The organism is Microbulbifer sp. Q7 (assembly GCF_001639145.1).
Lineage (GTDB): Bacteria > Pseudomonadota > Gammaproteobacteria > Pseudomonadales > Cellvibrionaceae > Microbulbifer.
In genome coordinates this window covers 1,201,127-1,223,635 of record NZ_LROY01000002.1, presented here as the reverse complement: position 1 = coordinate 1,223,635, position 22,509 = coordinate 1,201,127, and the positions used below count along the sequence as shown (strand labels likewise).

General features: G+C 59.2%; 22 protein-coding genes. 10 read left to right on the top strand and 12 right to left on the bottom strand.

The features are described 5' to 3' along the window. Nucleotides 1-34 precede the first annotated feature (34 nt). Together AU182_RS10765 and msrA are read left to right on the top strand one after the other, a co-directional pair. Nucleotides 35-652, top strand: coding sequence for a methyltransferase (locus AU182_RS10765; protein ID WP_082859369.1), 618 nt, complete (start codon nt 35-37; stop codon nt 650-652). A gap of 32 nt (nt 653-684) precedes the next feature. Next, nucleotides 685-1,314 (top strand): peptide-methionine (S)-S-oxide reductase MsrA, encoded by a 630-nt coding sequence (gene msrA, locus AU182_RS10760; protein ID WP_066964779.1) that lies wholly within the window; start codon nt 685-687, stop codon nt 1,312-1,314. Between the two features lie 21 nt (nt 1,315-1,335). Here the strand turns inward: msrA and AU182_RS10755 are convergent, their stop codons facing one another. From AU182_RS10755 to AU182_RS10740, 4 genes are all read right to left on the bottom strand, one after another. Further along, nucleotides 1,336-2,190 carry a sulfurtransferase gene (locus AU182_RS10755; RefSeq protein WP_082859368.1) on the bottom strand — a complete coding sequence of 285 codons (855 nt, stop codon included), beginning with the start codon at nt 2,188-2,190 and terminating at the stop codon, nt 1,336-1,338. A 64-nt stretch (nt 2,191-2,254) separates the two neighbouring features. Further along, nucleotides 2,255-3,967, bottom strand: a complete 1,713-nt coding sequence (locus AU182_RS10750) for an alpha/beta hydrolase (RefSeq protein ID WP_227718223.1) — start codon at nt 3,965-3,967, stop codon at nt 2,255-2,257. A 33-nt stretch (nt 3,968-4,000) separates the two neighbouring features. Then, nucleotides 4,001-4,621, bottom strand: coding sequence for a trimeric intracellular cation channel family protein (locus tag AU182_RS10745; protein ID WP_066964771.1), 621 nt, complete (start codon nt 4,619-4,621; stop codon nt 4,001-4,003). 82 nt (nt 4,622-4,703) lie between these two features. After that, complete coding sequence (locus AU182_RS10740; RefSeq protein WP_066964770.1) at nt 4,704-5,891, bottom strand: acyl-CoA dehydrogenase; 1,188 nt, start codon at nt 5,889-5,891, stop codon at nt 4,704-4,706. Between the two features lie 216 nt (nt 5,892-6,107). Between AU182_RS10740 and AU182_RS10735 the strand changes: the two genes are divergently transcribed. From AU182_RS10735 to AU182_RS10730, 3 genes are all read left to right on the top strand, one after another. Further along, nucleotides 6,108-6,713 (top strand): efflux RND transporter permease subunit, encoded by a 606-nt coding sequence (locus AU182_RS10735; RefSeq protein WP_153039211.1) that lies wholly within the window; start codon nt 6,108-6,110, stop codon nt 6,711-6,713. A gap of 193 nt (nt 6,714-6,906) precedes the next feature. Then, nucleotides 6,907-7,152: an Imm32 family immunity protein gene (locus AU182_RS16920; RefSeq protein ID WP_193754327.1), complete on the top strand. Its 246-nt coding sequence runs from the start codon at nt 6,907-6,909 to the stop codon at nt 7,150-7,152. An 18-nt stretch (nt 7,153-7,170) separates the two neighbouring features. After that, complete coding sequence (locus tag AU182_RS10730) at nt 7,171-7,644, top strand: hypothetical protein (protein ID WP_066964765.1); 474 nt, start codon at nt 7,171-7,173, stop codon at nt 7,642-7,644. Nucleotides 7,645-7,702: 58 nt separating this feature from the next. On the opposite strand, the gene AU182_RS10725 is transcribed toward AU182_RS10730, so the two are convergent. The 4 genes from AU182_RS10725 to phhA form a co-directional block, all read right to left on the bottom strand. After that, nucleotides 7,703-8,872, bottom strand: coding sequence for a cation:proton antiporter (locus AU182_RS10725; RefSeq protein WP_066964763.1), 1,170 nt, complete (start codon nt 8,870-8,872; stop codon nt 7,703-7,705). Nucleotides 8,873-8,989: 117 nt separating this feature from the next. After that, nucleotides 8,990-10,657, bottom strand: a complete 1,668-nt coding sequence (locus AU182_RS10720; RefSeq protein ID WP_066964759.1) for an aminotransferase class V-fold PLP-dependent enzyme — start codon at nt 10,655-10,657, stop codon at nt 8,990-8,992. 70 nt (nt 10,658-10,727) lie between these two features. Then, on the bottom strand, nt 10,728-11,198 hold the full coding sequence (locus tag AU182_RS10715; protein WP_066964756.1) for an Lrp/AsnC family transcriptional regulator: 471 nt from the start codon (nt 11,196-11,198) through the stop codon (nt 10,728-10,730). 294 nt (nt 11,199-11,492) lie between these two features. Further along, entirely contained in the window at nt 11,493-12,293 is an 801-nt protein-coding gene (phhA, locus tag AU182_RS10710; protein ID WP_066964750.1) for a phenylalanine 4-monooxygenase, read from the bottom strand. A gap of 218 nt (nt 12,294-12,511) precedes the next feature. Here phhA and AU182_RS10705 point away from each other — a divergent pair, with 218 nt between their 5' ends. Beyond that, nucleotides 12,512-13,897 carry a TyrR/PhhR family helix-turn-helix DNA-binding protein gene (locus tag AU182_RS10705; RefSeq protein ID WP_066964748.1) on the top strand — a complete coding sequence of 462 codons (1,386 nt, stop codon included), beginning with the start codon at nt 12,512-12,514 and terminating at the stop codon, nt 13,895-13,897. Here AU182_RS10705 and AU182_RS10700 read toward each other — a convergent pair. Then, nucleotides 13,894-14,229, bottom strand: a complete 336-nt coding sequence (locus AU182_RS10700) for a DUF962 domain-containing protein (protein ID WP_066964745.1) — start codon at nt 14,227-14,229, stop codon at nt 13,894-13,896. The two genes, AU182_RS10705 and AU182_RS10700, sit on opposite strands and share 4 nt — an antisense overlap. Before the next feature lie 195 nt (nt 14,230-14,424). On the opposite strand from AU182_RS10700, the gene AU182_RS10695 reads away from it, so the two are divergent. The 4 genes from AU182_RS10695 to AU182_RS10680 all read left to right on the top strand — a co-directional run bounded on the left by AU182_RS10695 (nt 14,425) and on the right by AU182_RS10680 (nt 18,856). After that, on the top strand, nt 14,425-15,648 hold the full coding sequence (locus AU182_RS10695) for a CaiB/BaiF CoA-transferase family protein (RefSeq protein ID WP_066964742.1): 1,224 nt from the start codon (nt 14,425-14,427) through the stop codon (nt 15,646-15,648). 155 nt (nt 15,649-15,803) lie between these two features. Then, nucleotides 15,804-17,480 carry a carbon starvation protein A gene (locus AU182_RS10690; RefSeq protein WP_066964737.1) on the top strand — a complete coding sequence of 559 codons (1,677 nt, stop codon included), beginning with the start codon at nt 15,804-15,806 and terminating at the stop codon, nt 17,478-17,480. A 39-nt stretch (nt 17,481-17,519) separates the two neighbouring features. Next, complete coding sequence (locus AU182_RS10685) at nt 17,520-17,813, top strand: cory-CC-star protein (RefSeq protein WP_193754326.1); 294 nt, start codon at nt 17,520-17,522, stop codon at nt 17,811-17,813. Further along, nucleotides 17,813-18,856: an ArsA family ATPase gene (locus tag AU182_RS10680; protein ID WP_082859366.1), complete on the top strand. Its 1,044-nt coding sequence runs from the start codon at nt 17,813-17,815 to the stop codon at nt 18,854-18,856. Before AU182_RS10685 ends, AU182_RS10680 begins: the two co-directional genes overlap by 1 nt. Before the next feature lie 34 nt (nt 18,857-18,890). Here AU182_RS10680 and AU182_RS10675 read toward each other — a convergent pair whose 3' ends face one another. The 3 genes from AU182_RS10675 to AU182_RS10665 form a co-directional block, all read right to left on the bottom strand. Then, nucleotides 18,891-20,081 (bottom strand): mechanosensitive ion channel family protein, encoded by a 1,191-nt coding sequence (locus tag AU182_RS10675; RefSeq protein WP_082859365.1) that lies wholly within the window; start codon nt 20,079-20,081, stop codon nt 18,891-18,893. Nucleotides 20,082-20,246: 165 nt separating this feature from the next. Beyond that, nucleotides 20,247-20,819: a DUF934 domain-containing protein gene (locus tag AU182_RS10670; RefSeq protein ID WP_082859364.1), complete on the bottom strand. Its 573-nt coding sequence runs from the start codon at nt 20,817-20,819 to the stop codon at nt 20,247-20,249. Further along, nucleotides 20,803-22,467 (bottom strand): nitrite/sulfite reductase, encoded by a 1,665-nt coding sequence (locus tag AU182_RS10665; protein WP_066964735.1) that lies wholly within the window; start codon nt 22,465-22,467, stop codon nt 20,803-20,805. The genes AU182_RS10670 and AU182_RS10665 overlap by 17 nt, the downstream gene beginning before the upstream one ends. Nucleotides 22,468-22,509: the final 42 nt, after the last annotated feature.

Genomic DNA, 22,509 nt, shown 5'->3' with positions numbered 1-22,509 from the left:
TACAGCATAACGGTGAATACAAAAGGGGAGTTCCTTGTCTGAAAGTCATTCTCTCAGCCGCACGATGTTTGGTTTGACTGTGCGCAAAAACGCGCACCCGGATATGCGCAGGCTGCGGCGGGAGGCGGGGGACGCCAGCCTGCACGGAAACAAGTTTTGGCGAAGTTCCTGCCTGACCATGGATTACCTGAAAAAGCACCCGCTTAAACAAGGCGCACGGGTGCTGGACCTTGGCTGTGGTTGGGGGCTGGGCGGAATTTTTTGTGCCAAGACGTTCGATGCGCGGGTGACGTCTCTGGATGCGGACCCCAGCGTATTTCCGTTTGCGGAATATCACGCGGCGCTGAACGGGGTGGAGATCAAAACCTGGCGCTGCCGCTATGAGAAGGTCACACAGGCGGCCCTTGCGGAGTTTGATGCGGTGATCGGCACGGATATCTGCTTCTGGGATCAGTTGGAAGCGCCGCTGTTCAATTTAACCCGGCGTGCCCTGCGCGCTGGTGTGGGGCGGGTACTGCTGGTTGACCCGGGGCGCTCACCATTTCGGCGCCTGGCGGAGCGGGCGGAGGAAAAACTCGACGCCCGGTATTTCGAATGGCAGACTCAGCGCCCGATGAAAGCCACCGGCTGTATTATGCTTGCGGGCGAATAACGCGGCCGTTTCAGTGACAAGAGGTAAATCTCATGGATTACGATAAAACCCAGATGCCTTCGCGCGATCAGGCGCTTCCTGGCCGCTCTGAAGCCATGCCGATCAGCGGGAAACATTTTGTGTCCGGTCACGCCATGCGCCCACCATTCCCGGAAGGTATGCAGCAGGCTGTTTTTGGTATGGGCTGTTTCTGGGGCGCGGAACGCTTGTTCTGGGAAATTGACGGCGTTTATGTCACCGCGGTTGGCTACGCCGGGGGGCATACGCCCAACCCGAATTACCAGGAAGTGTGCAGCGGTGGCACCGGACACGCGGAAGTGGTGCTGGTGGTATTTGATCCGCAGAAGATCAGTTACGACGAGCTGTTACGCCGTTTTTGGGAAGAGCATGACCCTACTCAGGGCATGCGCCAGGGCAACGACCTGGGCACCCAGTATCGTTCCTGTATCTACACCTACGGGGATGAGCAGCTGGCGCAGGCCAAAGCCTCCGAAAGCGATTTCCAGCGAGCGCTGGCCGATAAGGGCTTTGGTGCCATTACCACCGAAATCGGGCCCGCGCCGACGTTTTACTACGCGGAAGAAGATCACCAGCAATACCTGGCGAAGAATCCCGGTGGCTATTGCGGTCTTGCCGGAACCGGCGCCTGCCTGCTGCGGTAGTGCGCCTGGACTGGTGGCCGCTCAGGCAGACTCGGTGCGCGGATGCAGAATGTGCGCGCACCAGTCGCTCCAGCTGCCGGGGTAGAGCTGTGCGTTGCGCCCGATCAGGTGCAGGGACAAGAGGTTCACGCACGCGGTAACGCCGGATCCGCAATAACACACGATATCGTCATCGGCGGGGATTGTCTGCCAGTGCTCGCGTAGCGCGGCGATGGGCTTGATCAAGCCCTGATCGTCGGTGACGTTCTGCCAGGGTTTGTTGACTGCGCCCGGGATGTGCCCCGCGACGGGGTCGATGGGCTCCTCGTTACCGAGAAAGCGCTTGGGTTCGCGGGCATCCACCAGCTGCCAGGGCGGGGTTTGCAGATGCGGGTAGAGGTCATCGTAGTGCACTAGCTCCGCGGCATTGGCCGAAGCCGTGAAGCTGCCCGCAACAGGGGCACTGGTAGGATCCGCTGTAGTCGGTAGTCCGGCCTTTTTCCAGGCCTGCAGGCCGCCGTTCAGAACAGCAACCCGCGCGTGCCCGAAATGGCGAAACAGCCACCAGGCGCGCGCGGCAAAGGCCAAGCGCTGGTCATCGTAGACCACCACTTGTGTCTCTTCAGACACGCCCACTGAGCGAGCAAACTCGGAAAAGTGGTGGGCGGAGGGCAGGGGGTGGCGACCACCGTAGCGTTCGCAGGCACCCGAGAGATCCTGATGCAGGCTGGCGTAGTGGGCGCCCGGGATATGCTCGCTGAGATACGCCTGCTCGCCGGCCTGTTGGTCTGCCAGGTTGTAGCGGCAATCCAGAATCACCAGTTGGCCAGCGTTGCGATCCCGTTGATCCACAAGTTCGGCCAGCTCGGTAACTTCAATCACACCCTGATATGTCATAGCTACTGCGTTTTATCGTCGTTATTGCGACCAAATTAAGCCCCATGGGCAGATTTGTCCAGCGTCAGTGTGCTTCGGAATAGCGGTTGCCGGCGGGTAGGGTATGGCTGCGCTGTTTTTCCCCCTCGGCCGTGTCACGCGCGCTCTCGCCTTCGGGTTTTATCGCCGCGCCGTTCGCAGGCTCCTGCGTCGGCTTCTGCTCCATTTCCGCGATTTTCTTCTCCAGCTCTGCCATCCGTGCTAGTTCCTCTTTGCGGCAGCTGGTGGCGACTTCAGTGACGGGCTGTTGCGGGTCGTCCAGGAAGCGGGCTGCCGCCTGTTCGGCGCAGTCACTGGCTGAAATCACATCGTGTGCCAGTTGCGGGAACAGTAACCACTGGTGATTGGGGAGCTTTTTGCGGGCCCGGTCTGCATCCTTGGCAGCAAGCACCGGGTCGAGAGCGCCATGCATGACCAGTGTTGGCAGTGTTGTTTTGACCGCCCGGGACTCCAGCTGGGGAGCGGAGGGGATGGCCCATATGCGGCATTGCAGCTGCATCATGTTGATGTCAGAGCGCACCGAGCCACCCAGAATGCCGCTGTTAGACGCAGACAGCCGGGCCTTGTCGAAGTCCACAAAGGGTGCTTCCTCATAACAGAAATGGCTGATGCCTGCGGCATCGCCGAAATTGGGGTCGAGCACCAACCCCATAAAGCTGGCGATGGCGGGCTTTAGCTGTTCCGCCTGATCGGACTCGAGTTCCTCGATGATCGCGGGCAGCTCCTTGTAAAAGCGCTCGTCATACAGCGCCTGAAATAGTACGCGCAGCAGGCGCTGGCCGGTCAGCAGGAAAGGGTAACGCTCGCCTGGATGAATGTTGCCGGTTTCCACGGTGAGAGGGGTTTCGTCGAGCTCCTCCACCAGGGTTTCCAGGCGGCGCTTAAGATCGGGATACTGCTTGTTGCATTGCGTATCCTGGCTGCAGTAGTCCAGCCCGCGCTGGTACGCGGCAATCACATCCTCGGGCAGTTGCTGGGTGTAGATGATCTCCGGGAAGACGGCGCTGTTGAGCACCAGGGCGCGCACGGATTGCGGGAAATCCCGTGCAATGGTCAGTGCGTAGCGGCTCGCATAAGAGACGCCGTACAGGTTCAGCTTGGGGATTCCCAGTGCCTGGCGCAGCGCCTCAACATCGCGGGCGACGGTGGCGCTGTTGTAGTGGGCCAGATCGGCGGTGGCGCTAAGGCGGGTATAGCAGCGCTCCATGCTGTAGGTGAAAACACGGGACTCTTCATCGGTACTCAGGTTGCGGGTAAAGGCGAGGTTCGCGTCCTTGATGAATTCATCGCACGCGAGTCTCGGGCGGGCCATGCCGGTACCGCGGGGATCGATGATGATCAGGTCGCGCCCATTCTCGACCGTCATGCCCGCGTAGTTGACCCACAGCCAGTCGCTGGCATTTTCGGGTTCAAGGCCCATGCTGGCCCCGGGCCCACCGGCGCCCAGGTGGAGCAGGGGCTCCTTGTCGGGGTCACTGATTTCTGCAAAAAAACGCACCACCGGAAACTGGATTTTTCTGCCCGCCGGTTTGTCGTGGTTTTCCGGCACTTCCATCATGTAGCACTGGGTGGTGGGCCAGCTTGCCTCTGTTGCAAACCAGCACGGCTTGGCAATCAAGCGGCTGGCCGCGGCCGCATCCGTGGGATCGCTCTTTGTGCAGCCAGCGGTCACCAGTGCAAGTAACGGCACCAACAGCAGTCTGCGGCTGCCGGTGAGAAAAATACGTAAGGGCATCATGTGTCTGTCTTCAATGAAATTCTGGCGCGAGTGTCAGGGTTCGGGGCGAATGCGCGCAATGGGCGCGGACAGGTTCCAGCGCAGCGCGGCGAGTCGAATCCCCAGGGTCACCAGTACCGCGATGGCCACCACCGCCTCTCCGGGTAACCCCTGAATGTCGTCCAGTATCACCAGAGCGGCGGCGCCACTCAAGGCCGCGGTGGCATATATTTCCCGTCGCAGCAGCAGTGGTATGTCGCCGCAAAGAAGATCCCGGATCAGGCCGCCAAAGGTGCCGGTCATCACGCCCATTACGATGGCGATGGCGGGGCTATGTCCGAGACTGAGCACTTTCTGGGTGCCGATCACCACGAATATCGCCAGACCGGCGGCATCGGCGATCATCAGCAGGCGCATGGGGACTTGCAGGTAACGGATGAGGTAGAAGCTGATAACGCCAGTGGTGGCGGCGATCCACAGGTAGTAGCTGTCAGAGAGCCAGAACACGGGGACGTTGAGGATCATGTCCCGGGTGGTGCCACCGCCGGTGGCTGTGACGCAGGCCAGGACGACAGCACCGAACAGGTCCATCTGCTTGTGACCGGCGGCCAAAACTCCGGTGAAGGCAAAGACGACGATGCCGACCAGGTCGCACCAGAAAAGCAGTTGTTCCATGGATTCCCGTCTGCCGCGTTGTATTGGGGAAACGGGAATTATGGAGCCCCGCAGGGCTCCGGTACAGCCTGAATACCCGAGGTTAGAAAAACGCCTGCAGGCCGGTTTGGGCGCGGCCAAGAATCAGCGCATGCACGTCGTGGGTGCCTTCATAGGTATTGACGGCTTCCAGGTTCATCACATGGCGAATGACATGGAATTCGTCCGCGATGCCGTTGCCGCCGTGCATGTCCCGCGCGGTGCGTGCGATGTCCAGGGCCTTGCCACAGTTATTGCGCTTGACCAGGGAAATCATGGTCGGGTCAAAATGGCTCTTCTGCTCATCCATCAGGCGACCCACGCGCAACGATCCCTGCAGGCCGAGGGTGATTTCGGTCTGCATGTCGGCGAGCTTTTTCTGAAACAGCTGGGTCTGGGCCAGAGGCTTGTCGAACTGTTTGCGGTCGAGGCCGTACTGACGGGCCGCGTGCCAGCAGAACTCCGCCGCGCCCATGGCGCCCCAGGAAATGCCGTAGCGGGCGCGGTTCAGGCAGCCGAAGGGGCCGCTCAGGCCTTTGATATTGGGGAACCGGTTTTCTTCCGGCACAAACACATTGTCCATCACGATCTCGCCGGTGATGGACGCGCGCAGGGAGAATTTACCCTCAATCTTGGGCGCGCTAAGGCCTTCCATCCCTTTGTCCAGCACAAAGCCGCGGATATCACCTTCATCGTCTTTGGCCCAGACCACGAACACATCAGCGATTGGGCTGTTGGTGATCCACATCTTGGCGCCGCTGAGGCGGTAGCCGCCGTCCACTTTTTTCGCGCGGGTTTTCATGCCGCCTGGGTCGGAGCCTGCATCGGGCTCGGTCAGACCGAAACAGCCGACCCATTCGCCGCTGGCGAGCTTGGGCAGGTACTTCTCTTTCTGCGCTTCGCTGCCGTAGGCATAGATAGGATGCATGACCAGGCTGGACTGCACGCTCATGGCAGAGCGGTAGCCGGAATCGACGCGCTCCACTTCCCGCGCTACCAGTCCGTAGGAGACGTAGTTGAGGCCGGCGCAGTCATAGCCCTCAATGGTGGAGCCGAGCAGACCCAGTTCGCCCATTTCACGCATGATATTGCGGTCGAAAATTTCGTTGCGGTTGGCTTCGAGTACCCGCGGCATCAGTTTTGACTGGCAGTATTCACGGGCGGCGTCGCGGATCATCCGCTCTTCATCTGTCAGCTGGCGGTCCAGCAGGAGAATGTCGTCCCAGTGTGCCAAAGGCTGGTTTTTGCTCATGGTATGGTCCGTGCGATAGGTGGTTCCGGTAAACGGTGTCAGATCTCGCCTTCCGTGCAGGAGGGCTTGCTGGAAGCCCTCCTGCTGATTGGCCGGAGGTGCTTCCCTCGCCGGGCTCAATCGGTGCGAATCTATACCGGCAATGATAACCAACCTCCGTTGAGACTTCACTATTTGTGATCACATTTTTCGACGGAATGGTCAAAGAATCTTCGCATGGCCGCGATTCAGCCGTATCCGTGTGACAGACCTTTCGATTTTGCACGGGAACAGGGGTGCCGGGCCGGGCGCTTGTCGGGTTTGTGCTCAGAATGGAAACTCACCGGTCGCGGCGCTCGGTTAATGACCCTAACCGCCGATACAGTGCCCGCCGACCAGAGGACCCTGGTGATGATCGAATACGGCAAACGCCTGCGCGCTCACGGCATGCCCATGCCTGACCCCACCAAGGCCGCAGCAGGGCGATTCCGCCCGGTTGTCCTCATTACGTTGGACTCGTTTTGTGGCTTGATGCCGATAAATCGTGAAACCTCTGTGCAGGTGAAACTCATGATTCCGATGGCAATCTCGCCGGGCTACGGAATTCTGGCTGTGACGACGATTTCCCTTTTTCTGGTGCCGTGCATTTATTCGGATGGTGCATTACTGAGCGGAATGCTAAGGGGCCGGACCGCTGAGCGGACCATAGCCTCAGGGCCTGGTATAGGCCCACGTATTCACGCGGGAATCTCCGTAAGCCTCCTGATAATTCGGTCGCGAAGACTGTTATCTATTTGCAAGGTGCAGAGTTCCGGAAAATTTATATTTAAAACAAAGATTTAGGGTGTTCGGGATAAACCGGGGATAGCAGTCGCGATGAACACATTGTCGTTGTTCGAAAATCAAACGAACCGGTTAAGTCTTTGAATTGCATAAAGCTTTCACATATCCCGAGTCACTTTTCTATCGCAACAGAAACGCAGTGATAGTAGTCTTTGGGGCTACGATATAAATGTTATGAGTCTTGGAGAATACTGTGCTAACCGTCGAGAGGGATGAAGAGTGTGAGCAAATCTATATCCATGGCTCGCCAGATAGACTTCGCTGGTTAGCATCGCGCTTGCAAGCGATTGCTAATGAGGCAGAGAAATCGGGGCAGTCACACGATCATCTTATGTCGGAAGATTGGGGTGGTAGTGAGCTATCAAACGAGCTGCAGGGGAAGAAGGAGTCTCACTCCATAGTCAATCATCTGATAGTTTATGGTTGGGCCAAGCGCTAAGGAAAAACTCATAACAAGTTGCGGCAGACCGACGTCTTACTTTGCGCGCTTTTTGCGCAGTCGCTACGCTCCTATTTTTGCGCAAAAAACACACAAAGTAAGCCGCCGCTGCGCAAGGCGTTATGCATCAAGGAAGATATGAAGAACTACTTATCTTTGATCTGTCTATCGTTGCTTGGTTGTGGTGATATAGATAGAGATAGCGCTGTGGCATATGCTGAGGCGGCCACGGTATCCCTTATTGAAAAAGGCATATGTGCAAGCAGAGAAGAGTGCTCGAAAAATGGCTACATTTTTTGGGAGGGCGCTTCTCTATTAGGCGATAAAGTTCACATTAATTTGTACAAAACTGATGATGCAGAAGTCATTTCGGCAGTGCAAGAAGCCATTTTTTCAGCGCGCTCTGAACGGGATGCTGGAGTAATACTAACTGTTTACTCGTCAGAGCATGGCACTAAGAGGGTTAGATTATTCCAGGGCACTTGGGAGTAAATGCATAACAGTCGCAAGCAGGTTACTCGGAACCTACCCGCCGCGTCTCTGTGGCAACTCAGTCCCGTCGCAACTCGTCTTTGATTGCAATCGGGTTCGGGAAGTTCAGCACCACTATATAGGAAGACACCAGGAAGGTCAGAATCGCGGTGGCCTGGATGAGGTGTGATGCCTTGCTGCCGATCAGCTGCTGGCTGACTGCCAAAAATGCGATCAGCAGCGAGAACTCACTGATTTGCCCTAGGCGGAAGCCAATATCCCACGCCAATATCTTGCGCTCGCTCTGCTGCCCGAGCAGGTAGCGAAAAATCACCGGCTTGATGGCCAGTACCGCAATCGCGGCGACCACCGCGGGTAGGGCGATTTCCGGCACCATGTCCAGGTGGAACTGGGCCCCAAGGCTGAAGAAAAACAGAATCAGGAAGAAATCCCGCAGCGGTTTCAGGCTGATGGCAATGTATTGGGCGATGGGGCTGGTGGCGAGGGTGATGCCGGCGATAAAGGCACCGATTTCCCGCGACAGGCCGACGACTTCCGCGAGTTCGGCGAGCCCCATGCACCAGCCGAGAGCGAGCAGAAAGACGTATTCGTGGAAGCGGTCAAACTTGGTGAGCAGCGGCTGCAGGACGTAGCGCACCGCGCCCCAGGCAAACCCGATGAGCAGTGGCAGGGCGGCGAAGGAAATGCCCAGCTGCGTAAAGTCGACGGAGCCGGTGCTGCCGCTCAGCAGGATCATCAGGCAGGTGATGGCGACAAAGTCCTGGAACAGGAGCAGCCCGACCATCATTTCACCGAGATGTTTGTGGTGCAGCACGGTGGTGGGCAGCAACTTGATACCGATAATGGTGCTGGAAAACATCATCGCCATACCAATGACCCAGCTTTCCGTGTCGGTAAAGCCGAACAGTCGGCCAATGCCATAGCCCATGGCGAGGAATATGCCGCAACTGATCAGGCCGACAAAGGTAGCTTTGCGCAGCACGGAAATGAGCGCCTTGGGCTGCATATCGAGCCCCAGCAGGAACAGCAGGAAGATGATGCCGATGCTGGACATTTCCGCCATTAGGTCGACGTTGTCAATCACGGCGAGGCCGGAGGGGCCGAGCAGGCAACCCAGCGCAATGTAGGCGACGAGCAGAGGCTGGCGGCCCCACAGCGCCAGTGACGCAACGATGGCGGCACCGGTAAAGATCAGGAAGAACGACTGGAACAGCGAGGCTTCAGGCACTGCGCATCCTTGTAGCAGACTGGGCGATTCGGGTTGCGTGCATTATCGGCCCTGAGTACGCACGTTTTCAATGGCTGTGATGGCGCAGCGACGTCCCTGTCGCCGACAGAGCGACTCCTAGAGTTTGAACCAGCGCAGGTTTTCTCCCTCCGGGGAGAGCACCGGCTGCGCGCATGTTTCCCCCGGCGGATTTGCCAGAATGGCGCGCGCCTGCTGGATAAATTCCTGCAGGGGAATAGCCAGCGTTTCTGGCGCTGCGTCTTCACCATCGAATGTCAGGGTAAGTGGTGCATCGCCCTCGATGCCCTGGTAGCGCCAGACGCCGTTTGCGGTGTCGTACTGATAATAGGGCAACATACGCGCGCCATATTCCGCGATCAGTTCAATGGCGTCGATCAGGTAATCGACGGTTTCCTCGTCGAGGAAATAATTGAAGTTCAGGCGAACCCAACCGGGCTTGAGAATGCTTTCGCCCTCACTCACCAGCTTTTCAATGGCGGTGCTCTGTGCGTCGGTGAGATGCAGCAGGTGGTGGCCATAGGGGCCGGCACAGGAGCAGCCGCCGCGCACCTGAATACCGAAGAGATCGTTCAGCAGGGCGACCACGAAGCCGTGGTGCAGCGGTTTGCCGTCGTGCAGCAGGTGCAGGGATACGATGCTGACCCGTTCTGCGGCGGTTCCGCCGAGTATCTCGATGTTTTCGTTAGTCGACCAGCGCGCGAAGGCGCGTGCAATCCAGGCCGCCTCGCGGGCTTCGATGGTGTCTGCGCCCACCTGGTCCTTGAGCGCAAAGGCCATGCCTGCGCGCACGGATTCGACGATGGCGGGGGTGCCTGCTTCCTCGCGGCGTTCGCCGGCGGGCAGGTAGGTATGGCGCCCGGGGCTCACCCAGGACACAGTGCCGCCCCCTGTCACCGCTGGCTGGGATTTCGGCAGCAGGTTTTTGCGCACCACGAGGATGCCCGGCGTGCCGGGGCCGCCGACAAATTTATGCGGAGAGAGGAACAGTGCGTCTTTACTGGCGAGGTCGTCCTCGCCCTGCACATTGATGCCCACGTAGGGGCCAGCGGCGGCGTAATCCCAGAAAGACAGGGCACCGTTCTGGTGGAGCAGGCGGGTCACCGCTTCGACGTCGGTGCGTATGCCGGTCACGTTGGAAGCAGCGGAAAAACTGCCGATTTTCATGGGGCGCGCCGCGTACTTATCGAGTGCGGCCTGCAGGGCTTGCAGGTCGACGCCCCCCGCGTCGTTTTGCGGAATGGTCACCACTTCGGCCACGGATTCCCGCCATGGCAGGTCATTGGAATGGTGTTCGTACGGCCCGATAAACACCACCGGGCGCTTTTCTTCGGGGATGCTGCCCGACTCGCCGCCGAGGCGCTGGTAACTGTCTGCGCGGAGGCCCAGGCAATCCACCAGACGATTGACGGCGGCGGTGGCACCGGCGCCGCAGAAGATGATGGCGTGGTCATCGCCAGCGTTGACGGATTTGCGAATCGCTGCCCGCGCCTGCTCGCGGAACGCGGTGGTCTGGCGGCCGGTAGCGGAGGTTTCCGTATGGGTGTTGGCGTACCACGGCAGCACACGGTTGCGGATCGCATCCTCAATAAAGCGCAGTGCGCGGCCGGAGGCGGTGTAATCGGCATAAATCAGCGGGCGCTGTCCGAACGGTGTTTCCATTGGCATGCGCTCGCCAATGACGTTGTTGCGGATGCGTTGCAGCAGGGAATCGGTGTCGGTGTCAGATGCGTCCGGAACAGACGCGGCTTGTGCATGGCTGTGCATGGCTACCTCAATATACTGCGCCCGCGGGGATCGCCCGCAGGCTTTACGTTAAACAGTAATTGAGCTGGGGTTATTCTCCCGGCGGTATGGGCAGCTGCGTGGTGCTCTTGATCTGCTCCATAGCGAAATTGGAGGCGACATCGGAGATCCCCGAGTGCGCGATCAGCTTTTTGTAAAAGCGATCATAGGCGGCCACATCGCTGACAACGATTCTCAGAATGTAGTCGTAGTCTCCCGCCATACGGTAGCAATCGACTACCTCAGGCAAGTCCGCCATCGCGTCGGAAAAAGACTCCGCCCACTCTGCGCTGTGCTGGTTGGTTTTTACCTGGGCGAAAACCGAGACCGGCAGGCCGAGTACCTCGGCGTCCAGCAGTGCCACCTTGCGGCGAATGATGCCGCTTTTCTCCAGTTTCTGTATCCGGCGCCAGCACGGGGTCTTGGTAAGCCCTACGCGCTCGGCCAGCTCTTCGATGGAGAGACTAACATCAGATTGAAGGATGGCAAGAAGTTGTCGATCAATCGCGTCGAGTGAGGACATAGTGCTACATATCTCCCTAAAACGCGGGGGCATGTTTCATTCGGGGCGCTCAGAAAGCGGCCTTTAGCAACAAAATACCCCGGTGGTTTTGGTGGGCTCAGCGAGATCCGACGTCAGTTACCTGCAGAAGAACCCTTTGCTGTGCCCCTTGTCTTGCCGATAACGATAATCTCAGTTCCGGGGTGTCAGTAGTGGAATTTTTCTCAGGCTGCGGAGCGGCCGGCGGGAAATACAAAAAAGCCGGGCAATGCCCGGCCAAACAACAGGAATTTGTTGGAAAATTGTGCTGAAGCGTTACGCGGCTTCCTTGGGTGGGAACAGCGGCTCGAAGAGTCCTGCAGCCATCGCTTCGTGCACCCGCGCCATCAGGTCGATCTCAGTGAGCTGCTGCAGGGTTTCCAGGCTGTCCAGCACATAGTAGATGGGTTGTACGATGTCGATGCGGTAGGGAGTGCGCAGAGCATCGACCACATCAAAGTCGGCACGCGCGGGGGCGTCGCTCAGTGCGTACAGGGTTTCCTTGGGCGATGACAGGATGCCGCCGCCGTAGATGCGCAGGCCGTCGTCGGTCTTCATCAGGCCGAATTCCACCGTGAACCAGTACAGTCGCGCCAGGTACGCGCGCTCCTTGGGGGAGGCATTGAGGCCCAGTTCGCCGTATTTTTGCGTGAAATTCGCAAACGCCGGGTTGGTGAGCATGGCGCAGTGGCCAAAGATCTCGTGGAAAATATCCGGTTCCTGCAGGTAGTCGAATTCTTCCGGGGTGCGAATAAAGGTGGCCACCGGAAACTTGCGCTCGGACAGCAGGCGGAAAAAGGTTTCGAAACCAATCAGGGCGGGCACTCGGGCGCATTCCCAGCCGGTCTCGCGGCGCAGCACGTCGCTGACCTCGGCCAGCTGGGGAATGCGGTCGCGGGGCAGGTCAAGCAGATCCAGTCCGTGCAGGTACTCGTCACACGCACGGCCGGGAATCACGGTCAGCTGGCGCTCGATCAATTGCCGCCAGGTGTCGTGCTCCAGTGCCGTGTACTCGATGAAGCCGTTGGCGTCTGGCTCCCGGGCAACGTACTTGCTGGGTTTTTTGCCACTGCTCATGCTGATCTCCTGAGTGTGCGCGCGGTCGGTTGCCGCTGCGTCTGTTGTTATCGTCTCTCTATTCTTAGACAGCCGATGACCGCGAGGGCAGGGGAGAGGGTGTTGAAAATGCGCTAAAGCCGGTGCGCGGACTACACTTTTTGTAAACTAATGTTTACAGTTGGGCCATGAGAATCGAAATAACCTGTTCCGATCGCGTGGGTATATTGCAAGAAATAATGTCAATATTCTCCGATTATCGGGTAAATGTCCGGTCCGGTGAGATCGGTGGTGACAGCGGAGACAAGGTCTATCTGTCGGCGCCGGGCCTGCTGGTGGCCCAGTACCAGGCCATTGAAAAGTCCCTGCACCGGGTGCGCGGCGTGCGTCAGGTACGGCGTATCGAGCTGATTCCCTCGGAGCGCCGCCATTTTGAACTGGATACCCTGCTGCGCCATGTAAAGGAGCCGGTTCTGTCGGTGGATCGTGAGGGGCGCATCGTGGCGGCTAACCAGGCCGCCGCGCGCGCCTTCGGCATCAGCCATAGCCAGGTTGCCGGTATGTCGCTGCAGCGGTTTTTACCGAAGCTTCAGCTGGCCGAACTGCTGCGCGGGATTACGGCGCCGCGCTTTGGATTTCCGGTTAACGTCCGTGGCCAGGTCTTTACTCTGGATTGGTCACCGATTGCGCTGGCGGAAGCACCCGGCGCGGTGGCGTCCCTGGCCGGTGCGGTGCTCACCCTGCAGCCGCGTGAAGGGGCACAGGAACTAGCGGTGCCATTGCCGCAGGTACTGTGGGACCTCGACAAGCGCCGCGAGAGCTGTTTGCGCCTGCAGCAGATGGCGCCACTGCGGGAGCCGCTGTTGATCTGCGGTGAGCGAGGAACCGGCAAATCCACGTTCATGCGGGCGGCTTACTACCTCAGCCCGCTGGCGGAGCAGGGACAGGTGCGCGTGTTCTCCGGCGCGGTCTTTGGTGAACCACAGCTGGCGAAAGTGAAGGGCCTGTCCAGTGACACCATGGTGCTGCTGGACGACGCAGATACCGTTGCGATGCACGCGCAGCAGGCACTGGCGGAGGCCCTGTTAAAAGGTTCTATCCGCGCTCGTCTGGTGCTGTCTGCACATGCGCTCGACACCCTGGTGGTCCCTCTGCAGCAGCTACTGGAACCGCAGTGCGTTTGTTTGCCGCCGCTCCGGTCCATGCGCCCGGCGCTGGGCGGATTTGCGGAAAAATTGCTTGAAAACACTGCTGCCAAACTTTCCGCCAGCGCCAGGGAAGCGTTGATGCTGCGCGATTGGCCCACAAACCTGTCAGGCTTGAGCGACTGCCTGATGGCGGCCGCGGCCCATGCCGCGGCACGCGGTGCATCGGTATTGGAGGTGAGCGATTTGCCGAGCGTCAGCACGCGTGAAATCTTGCCCTGGCAGGAATGGGGGCGAGGGCTGACACTGAAGCAGCAGATGGAAAAGGTGGAGCGTTCGATTCTGCAGGAGCAGCTCGCCTCGCACAGTGGCGGGAGCCACTCCACCCGGGACCTGGCCCGGCGGCTGGGTGTCTCCCACACCGCCATTGCCAACAAGTTGCGCAAGTACGGCCTGGTGCCTGAAGCGTCGGACGATTAACGCTGGATGTTGCCGAGCAGCATATCCTTGAACATGACGAAGTCTCCCCACAGGGAGTAGAGCGGGTTCTTGAAGGTGGCGGGGCGGTTGTGCTCGAAAAAGAAGTGCCCCGCCCAGGCAAATCCGTAACCGGCAACCGGCAACGCGGCGAGCAGTTTCCAGTTTTGTGTGACCAGCGCAGTGATGAACAGTCCAATGACCAGCGCGGTACCCACAAAGTGCAGCCGGCGACAGGTCAGGTTGCGGTGCTCGTTGAGGTAGTAGGGATAGAACTCCCGGAACGATTTAAAACGGGGTGCGGGCTTGTCGTGGTTGACGGGGGTTCCAGCCATAGCGCGAATCTCTTTTCGGTCGTCTTATTGTTTGATTGCCGTGATTTTACGGGGTCCGGTGGGCCAGCACTGGTTTACTCAGGACAGCCTTGTTCTCCAGTGTATGGCGGTGCCCGATTTAGACCAATCGATTCGAAATCTGTTAATGTTCACGCCTTCAAAATTGTGATCACGTTTTAATTCCAGGGTAAATCTATGGCCGGCCCACTCGCTCACCTCAAAGTTCTCGATCTCAGCCGGATTCTGGCGGGCCCCTGGGCCAGTCAGGTACTGGCTGACTTCGGTGCCGAAGTTATCAAGGTGGAGCGGCCGGGCAAGGGCGACGATACCCGACAGTGGGGGCCTCCGTATCTGAAAGATGCTGCGGGGCAGGATACTGCCGATGCCGCCTACTATCTGAGCGCCAATCGCGGCAAGAAGTCCATTACCGTGGATATCACCCATCCGCGTGGCCAGGCGTTGCTCAGGGAACTGGTCAAGCTGTGCGACATCGTGCTGGAAAATTACAAGGTGGGCGGCCTGGAAAAGTACGGCCTCGATTACGCATCCATCAAGGCCATTCACCCGGGCATCATTTACTGCTCCATTACCGGATTTGGGCAGACCGGGCCCTACGCACAGCGTGCGGGGTACGATGCCATGATTCAGGGCATGGGAGGCTTGATGAGCCTCACCGGCGTGCCAGAAGGGCAGCCCGGCGCTGGGCCACAGAAAGTGGGTGTGGCGGTGGCGGACCTGATGACGGGCATGTACGCAGTGGCCGGCGTACTGGCGGCCGTGATTCACCGGGACCGAACGGGCGAAGGACAGCAGATTGACCTCGCGCTGCTGGACACCCAGGTGGCCTGGCTCGCCAATCAGGCACAGAACTTCCTGACCTCCGGCAAAAGCCCCGAGCGCCAGGGCACGGCACACCCGAATATCGTGCCGTACCAGGCGGTGCCCGCCAGTGATGGCTACTTCATGCTTGCCGTGGGCAATGACAGTCAGTTTAGAAAGTTTTGCGAAATCGCCGGCTTGCACTCACTGGCCACCGACCCGGCGTACGCCACCAACAGTGCCCGGGTACAGGCCCGCGACGAGCTGATACCGGTTATTGAGCGTGCAACCCGCGCGCGGGCGGCGTCGTGGTGGCTGGAAAAACTGAGCGCCGCACATGTGCCCTGTGGTCCAATCAATACGCTTGAGCAGGTGTTTGCCGACCCTCAGGTACAGGCGCGCGACATGGTGTTGGAGCAGGATCATCCGGCCGCGGGTAAAGTGAAAACCGTGCGTAACCCGCTGGGCTTTTCCGCGTCGCCGCTGGATTACTCCCAGGCACCGCCTACCCTGGGCCAGCACACCGATGAGGTCTTGTCACAACAGCTTTGCCTTGACGATGAAGAGATCGCAGCCCTGCATAGCGAGGGCGTGGTGTGATCGGCGATTAGGGGCTTGAGGGCGAACCCGGCGCCAATTATGTGGAAACACACGCAGCCAGCAGTGAAGCATGAGGCGACTGCGCTAGTATCAGTGCAGACGGATACAAGCGACGTACCACCGCCGTAAAATAATGCTAAACAAGGACGGGCTGCATGAGTGCGATACTGCTGATGTTGCTGGGGCTCGGGGGCATGGCTGCCGGGTACTTCTTCTATTCGCAATATATTGCCGATCGTATTTACCGTTTTGATCCGGACTTCGTGACGCCCGCCCACGAATTTGAAGACGGGGTGGACTTTGTACCCACCAACAAGTTCGTACTCTGGGGGCACCACTTCACATCCGTTGCCGGTGCCGCCCCCATTGTTGGTCCGGCCATCGCGGTTATCTGGGGCTGGCTTCCCGCTTTTCTGTGGGTTGTGCTCGGGACCGTCTTTTTCGCTGGTGTGCACGACAGCGGCGCCATCTGGGCGAGCGTGCGCAATCGTGGGCTATCCGTGGGATCCCTGACCGGACATGTGGTCGGCAGGCGCGCCCGCAGTATTTTCATGATCGTGATCTTCCTGGTGCTGTTGATGGTCAACGCCGTATTCGGCGTGGTCATCGCCGGCTTGCTGATCAAAAACCCGGGATCGGTGGTGCCTATCTGGGGTGCCATCGCGGTGGCACTGGTAATCGGCCAGCTGATTTACCGTTTCCGGTGGAACCTCGGGTTGGTGTCCTTTTTTGGGGTGGCTGCACTTTACGCGCTGATCTACATCGGTCCCTCAGTCCCGGTTTCGTTGCCGGCGTCGGTGGCCGGACTCTCCGCCAACGCCGCGTGGATTCTTATCCTGTTTGCCTATGCGGCCATTGCTTCCCTGTTACCGGTCTGGGTGCTGCTTCAGCCACGGGATTACATCAATGGCCTGCAGTTGTTTGTGGGTTTGATTCTGCTGTATTCCGCGGTGCTGATTGGAAACCCGGAGGTGGTGGCGCCGATGATCAATCATCAGGTGCCTCAAGGTACGCCACCACTGGTGCCGCTATTGTTTGTAACCATCGCCTGCGGGGCCATTTCCGGCTTCCACGGGTTGGTGGCGAGTGGCACCACATCCAAACAGTTAAACCGTGAGCCAGACGCGCGCTTTGTGGGGTATTTTGGATCCGTGGGCGAGGGCGCGCTGGCCCTGGCTGCCATTATTGCCGCCTGTGCAGGCTTCGCCTCGCTGGGGGACTGGCAGGCGGTCTATAGCGCGTTCGGGCAGGGCGGGGTGCAGGCATTTGTGGATGGCGGGGCGACAATCTTAAGTGCCGGAGTGGGTATTGATACGGCAGTAGCGGGAACCATTCTCACGGTCATGGCGGCCCTGTTCGCCGGCACGACCATGGACACGGGGCTGCGTTTGCAACGTTATATTTTTCAGGAGTTTGGGGAAATATACGGGGTGCGCTGGCTGGGCAAACCTCTGCCGGCCACGCTTATGGCCGTGGGATGCTGTGTGTTGCTGGCATTCGGTGCCGGTGGTGCCGATGGCAGTGGCGGCCTGGTTATCTGGCCGCTGTTTGGTACCACCAATCAGTTGCTGGCGGGCCTTACCCTGCTGGTGATTACGGTGATGCTGGTGCGACTCAAGCGACCGGTGTGGATTACGCTGGTGCCGCTGGTGTTCCTGCTGGTGATGACATTGGCCGCACTGTTGATTCAATTGAATGGCTTTTACCAACGACAGGACTGGTTTTTACTGGGTCTGGATCTTGTGGTGCTGGTGGCGGCCATTTTAGTCGCGCTGGAGTGTGCCGCGGCGTTGCGTAAGCGCACCGTGCAGCCTGTTGGGGAAGAACCCTAGCGACGCAACAATTCACCTTACGCCATTGAGGATGAGGGGATGGAACCTTCTCAGAAAACGCGCCTGCCAAAAAACCTGAAACTGGTTTTTCGTCGGATTGGCGAACAAATGGAGGCCTATTACAACGGCCCTTATCGCAGTGCGTTGGCGCGCACAGAGCGGGATGAGGAAGATCTGTTTATGCTGCTGGTTTATGCAGAATCCCTCGGTATTCCCAATCCCGTCAGTGTTTACACGCTGGAACTGCAACCCCTGATGCTCGAGCGCTTCCACCAGTGGCACAAGCGCATGGGTATGGAACGCTCGCCCCTCGATGAACTGCGCTGCTGCTGATGCTGGATAATCCTGCGGCAATGACGCTCAATCTCGATCAGCTGTTACAGCGCCGGCTGCTGATGGTGGGCGGCAAGGGCGGCGTGGGCAAAAGTACGGTGGCAGCGGGCCTTGCTGTTGCTGCGGCAAAGCGCGGGTGTAAAACTCTGCTGGTTTCCACCGACCCCGCACACAATCTCAGTGACTTGTTTGAATGTGCTCTGGGAAACAAGGGCCCGCAGCCGATCCCCTGGGCGGGTAATGGGCTGTTTGCGCAGGAGTTGAATCCGCGCGCCGCGCTGGATGCATACCTGGAATCGATACGCAGTCAGATGTTGCCCCATGTGGCCATCAACTTGCGCCCCCAGTTGGAAAAGCAATTGCGTCTTACCCGCCATTCCCCGGGGGCGGAAGAGGCTGGGCTACTGGACGAAATTACTCGTCTGATCCAGCGTCGTCACGAGTACGACCTGATTATTTTTGACACTGCCCCCACCGGGCACACGCTGCGCCTGTTGTCGCTACCTGCGGTGATGTCCACCTGGGTGGATGGGCTGGTATCGCAGAAAAAGCGCGCTGAGCGCTTTCGCGACGTGATTGGTTCTCTCCGAACACCTCGCGAACCTACGGCTCAAGGCGAGAAGCCAGTCAGTAATTTGCCGCCGGTGCTCGCGCCATTGCGCGAGCGCCAGCAGCGCTTTCGTGAATCCGCACGAGTATTGTGCGACCGGGCCACTACCGGCTTCCTGTTTGTGCTGACGGCGGAATCCCTTCCCCTGGAAGAAACCCTGCGTGCGGCCGCAGCCCTGGCAGAGGCTCACATCGACATTGCGGGGCTCGTGCTCAACCGCCTGTTGCCTCCCGATGCAAAAGAAGTGGAATTTTTGCGCGGCGCATGGGCGCTTCAGCAGCAAGTAGTGGCAAAGGTGTCTGCAGAATTCGCGTGTCTGCCAAAGTTGCAGTTGATGATGACCGGGCGTGTACTGCAGGGGCGGGCAGGGCTGGATTGGCTGGCGAACGCGATCGTTGCGCAATCAGGAGCGCTGGCTGATCAGCCGCTCTAGTATTTGGAGCGGCCAGTCGTTATGGGTGGCTTGCTCAGGTGGGCTCAGAGGCGTCCGCAGTCGGTTCGCCCGATGTGCGCGCGCGATTCGGTATCTCTGGATACTGCTCTGCTGCCCCCGGACCTGGCGGCCACTCTTTGATGTAGATATCCGATTTGTTGTACGGAATTTCTACCTTATGTGCTGCCAACGTTTTGTAGATACCAATCAACAGCTCGTGGCGTATACGCCCGCGCTCCTCCGGTTGTGAAATCCAGACGAGTAGATCGAAGTCGAGACTCGACGCGCCAAAACGTCGCATGCGCACCCGTGGCTCAGGCGTCATGACGAGGTCGGGGTTTGGTAGTGCGACATCCAGCAAGATCTTGCAAACCTGCTCGGCGTCCGATCCGTAAGCGACACCTACGGGGATCGTGACGCGGATCGAGGGGCTTGGGCCACCACTCTCATTCACGATTTTGCCGCTCGCGATCAGCGAGTTGGGTAGCGTGATCTCCACGTCCTCGCGGGTCAGTATCCGGGTACTGCGCAGGCCGATGTGGGTTACGCGGCCGCGCTCACCGCTGTCGAGATTCACATAATCCCCGAGCTTGTAAGGTGCGTCGGCGAGAATAAAGAAGCCAGAAAACAGGTTGGCCAGTGTGTCCTTTGCTGCAAAACCCACCGCAATGCCGATCACGCCGGCAGACGCCAGCCACCCCAGCGGGTTTATCCCCCAGACGAGCAGCAGGAGGTAACTGCCAAATAAAATGACCAGCATCTTGCAGGTCAGGTCGAGCAGGGGAATTGCGCGCTGGTCGATCAATGAGAGTCGTGCCGACTTGGTGCTGATCACCTCCAGCAATGTGCCGCAGTGGAAGAACAGGGCGCGAACCCAGCTCGCCAGTACGGCCGTTGTCAAAAGACTGGTTAAAATGCGGCCGTTGTCCGGTATCGCCAGGCGGCACGCAATAATCAGCCCGACGCAGACGATGGTGGTGAATACTGGTCGCTGCAGTTGTGCAAACAGCCGCTGGCCGGGACCCGAAGCATCGTCGGATAGCCAGCGCTTCAGCTGTTTAAATACCACGATGCGACACAGCACGGCGACCACTAACGCGCCGGCGAATATGGCGATAGCGCCCAGAATCGGGTGCTCTGCGAACAGTGCGCTGGCCGGTTGTAGTTGTTGTGGCCACCAGTCGACCGCGGTATCCGCTGGCGTTGCCGGCAAGTTGGTTTTCATACAGGCCAGGTTCCATGAGCGTGCGAGTGCAAATCATATCGCAGATTCGCAGATTGTGGCGCCTGGTTGGGCCTGAACTTGATATCGGATGGGTGAGGGCGCCGGGCAACGGCTCGCGCGCAGGATGCTTCAGCCAGCCCCCTAGGAGCCGGCTTCTTGAGCGTGTCAGCCCGCCAGTGGGCGGCGGCGGAATATTGGCAGCGGCTGATCCACCGCGGCCTGATAGCTGTCAGTGAAGTCGCGCATGGAGTCCAGCAGGTTTTCGAGTGGCTCATCGCCCTGATAGGCAAAGGCATTGAAACCGCAGCGGGTCAGGTAAGTGAGCTGGTCGCGAATGAAGTTACCCACTGCCCGAAGTTCACCGGTGTATCCGAAGCGCTCGCGCAACAGGCGCCCTGCGGTGAAGCCGCGGCCGTCTGTGAACGCGGGGAAGTGTGCGGCGATCAGTGGCAGCGCCTTTGCGTCGTCACCGAGCAGGTCCGCGGTCTCGTCGCTGTCCAGCCAGACCCCGATTTCCTCACGGCGATCGTGCAGTTGCTCGCGCAATTCAAGCCACAGGCTGAGCGGCAGAATCACCTTGCCGGGTGCCAGGTTGTCTGCGGTGATTTGTTCCTCTCCCCCCAGTGGCAGCAGGTTCCACTGGTTGGATGCCACGGCACCATCCAGGATCAGCTGGGCGGGATTTTCCGGTTGTTCACCCACGGGCTTTTTCACGGCGGGCTCAGCTGGCTTTGGCATACACGCGCTCCTTGAATGGCTGCAGCCCAATACGGTTGTAGGTGTCGATGAAGAACTCTTCCGGCTGGCGGTTTTCGACAAACACATCGAGAATCTTTTCAATGGTTTCAGGCATTTCGTCGCGGGAGAAGCTGGGGCCCAGGACCTTGCCGAGGCTGGCTTTCTTGGTCGAATTGCCGCCCAGCTGGATCTGGTAAAACTCTTCGCCTTTTTTGTCCACACCGAGGATGCCGATGTGGCCGATGTGGTGATGGCCACAGGCGTTCATGCACCCGGAGATGTTCAGATCCAGGTCACCCAAGTCATAGAGGTAATCCAGGTCGTCAAACTTGCGCTGGATTGCCTCCGCCACCGGAATGGATTTGGCATTGGCCAGTGAGCAGTAATCGCCGCCGGGGCAGCAGATCATATCGGTGAGGGTGCCGATGTTCGGGGTGGCGAAGCCATGCTTGCGGGCCTCCTGCCACAATGTGAACAGTTGTTCCTGCTCCACGTCGGCGAGCACCACATTCTGTTCGTGGGTGACACGGACTTCACCAAAACTGTATTTATCGGCCAGTTCAGCGATGGCCTCCAGCTGGCGGTCGGTCACGTCGCCGGGAGGAATACCGGTGGGCTTGGTGCTCAGGGTCACTGACTGATAGCCATTCACCCGGTGGGGGAAAGTATTGCGCTCCAGCCAGCGGCCGAAGGCTTTGTCTTCACCGGCCTGGTCGCGCAGCACTGCGTCACCGTGGCCATCGGTAAACGATTTGTATTCGGGCTCGGGGAAAAAGCGCTTGGCCCAGGCAATGGCTTCCGGTGTCAGTTGGTCGGCACCGTCTTTTATCTGGTCCCACTCGGCTTCGACGTGGCGGGCGAACGCGTCCGCCCCCATCGCTTTTACCAGGATCTTGATGCGCGCCTTGAACTTGTTGTCGCGACGGCCCAGCTGGTTGTAGACACGCACGATGGCTTCCAGATAGGACAGAAGGTCGGCCTCGGGCAGGAAGTCGCGAATCGCAGCGCCGAGGATGGGTGTGCGGCCGAGGCCACCACCGACAAACACCTGGAAACCGGTCTCGCCCTGCGCATTTTTCACGATCTGAATGCCAATATCGTGCGCGCGGATGGCGGCGCGGTCTTCGTTGGCGCCGCAAACTGCGATCTTGAATTTGCGTGGCAGGAAGGCAAATTCCGGGTGGAAGGTAGACCACTGGCGAATCAGTTCGCAGTAGGGGCGTGGATCTACCAGCTCATCCCGGGCAACGCCGGCAAACTGGTCGGTGGTGGTGTTGCGGATACAGTTGCCGCTGGTCTGCACCGCATGCATCTCTACCTCGGCCAGTTCGGCGAGGATGTCCGGTACATCTTCCAGGTTCGGCCAGTTCAGCTGTACGTTCTGACGCGTAGTGAAATGGGCATAGCCCTTGTCGTACTTGCGGGTAATGTGGGCCAGGCGGCGCAGTTGAGTGCTGTTCATCAGGCCGTAGGGCACGGCAATACGCAGCATCGGCGCCAAGCGCTGTACATACAGGCCGTTCTGCAGGCGCAGCGGCAAAAATTCTTCTTCTTTCAGCTCACCGGCGAGATAACGTTCGGTCTGCCCGCGAAACTGGGCCACCCGTTGCCGGACCAACGCGTGGTCCTGTTCGTCGTATCGATACATAAGAGCTTGATTCCATTACTTTTTTACGCCTGTACCCGGCGC

Excerpts from the sequence above, each read along its gene's own strand:
- msrA (WP_066964779.1), top strand. The coding sequence starts at position 685 with ATGGATTACGATAAAACCCAGATGCCTTCGCGCGATCAGGCGCTTCCT.
- AU182_RS10755 (WP_082859368.1), bottom strand. The coding sequence starts at position 2,190 with ATGACATATCAGGGTGTGATTGAAGTTACCGAGCTGGCCGAACTTGTG.
- AU182_RS10750 (WP_227718223.1), bottom strand. The coding sequence starts at position 3,967 with ATGATGCCCTTACGTATTTTTCTCACCGGCAGCCGCAGACTGCTGTTG.
- AU182_RS10745 (WP_066964771.1), bottom strand. The coding sequence starts at position 4,621 with ATGGAACAACTGCTTTTCTGGTGCGACCTGGTCGGCATCGTCGTCTTT.
- AU182_RS10740 (WP_066964770.1), bottom strand. The coding sequence starts at position 5,891 with ATGAGCAAAAACCAGCCTTTGGCACACTGGGACGACATTCTCCTGCTG.
- AU182_RS10735 (WP_153039211.1), top strand. The coding sequence starts at position 6,108 with ATGGCCGCGATTCAGCCGTATCCGTGTGACAGACCTTTCGATTTTGCA.
- AU182_RS10720 (WP_066964759.1), bottom strand. The coding sequence starts at position 10,657 with ATGCACAGCCATGCACAAGCCGCGTCTGTTCCGGACGCATCTGACACC.
- AU182_RS10715 (WP_066964756.1), bottom strand. The coding sequence starts at position 11,198 with ATGTCCTCACTCGACGCGATTGATCGACAACTTCTTGCCATCCTTCAA.
- phhA (WP_066964750.1), bottom strand. The coding sequence starts at position 12,293 with ATGAGCAGTGGCAAAAAACCCAGCAAGTACGTTGCCCGGGAGCCAGAC.
- AU182_RS10705 (WP_066964748.1), top strand. The coding sequence starts at position 12,512 with ATGTCAATATTCTCCGATTATCGGGTAAATGTCCGGTCCGGTGAGATC.
- AU182_RS10700 (WP_066964745.1), bottom strand. The coding sequence starts at position 14,229 with ATGGCTGGAACCCCCGTCAACCACGACAAGCCCGCACCCCGTTTTAAA.
- AU182_RS10695 (WP_066964742.1), top strand. The coding sequence starts at position 14,425 with ATGGCCGGCCCACTCGCTCACCTCAAAGTTCTCGATCTCAGCCGGATT.
- AU182_RS10690 (WP_066964737.1), top strand. The coding sequence starts at position 15,804 with ATGAGTGCGATACTGCTGATGTTGCTGGGGCTCGGGGGCATGGCTGCC.
- AU182_RS10685 (WP_193754326.1), top strand. The coding sequence starts at position 17,520 with ATGGAACCTTCTCAGAAAACGCGCCTGCCAAAAAACCTGAAACTGGTT.
- AU182_RS10680 (WP_082859366.1), top strand. The coding sequence starts at position 17,813 with ATGCTGGATAATCCTGCGGCAATGACGCTCAATCTCGATCAGCTGTTA.
- AU182_RS10675 (WP_082859365.1), bottom strand. The coding sequence starts at position 20,081 with ATGAAAACCAACTTGCCGGCAACGCCAGCGGATACCGCGGTCGACTGG.
- AU182_RS10670 (WP_082859364.1), bottom strand. The coding sequence starts at position 20,819 with ATGCCAAAGCCAGCTGAGCCCGCCGTGAAAAAGCCCGTGGGTGAACAA.
- AU182_RS10665 (WP_066964735.1), bottom strand. The coding sequence starts at position 22,467 with ATGTATCGATACGACGAACAGGACCACGCGTTGGTCCGGCAACGGGTG.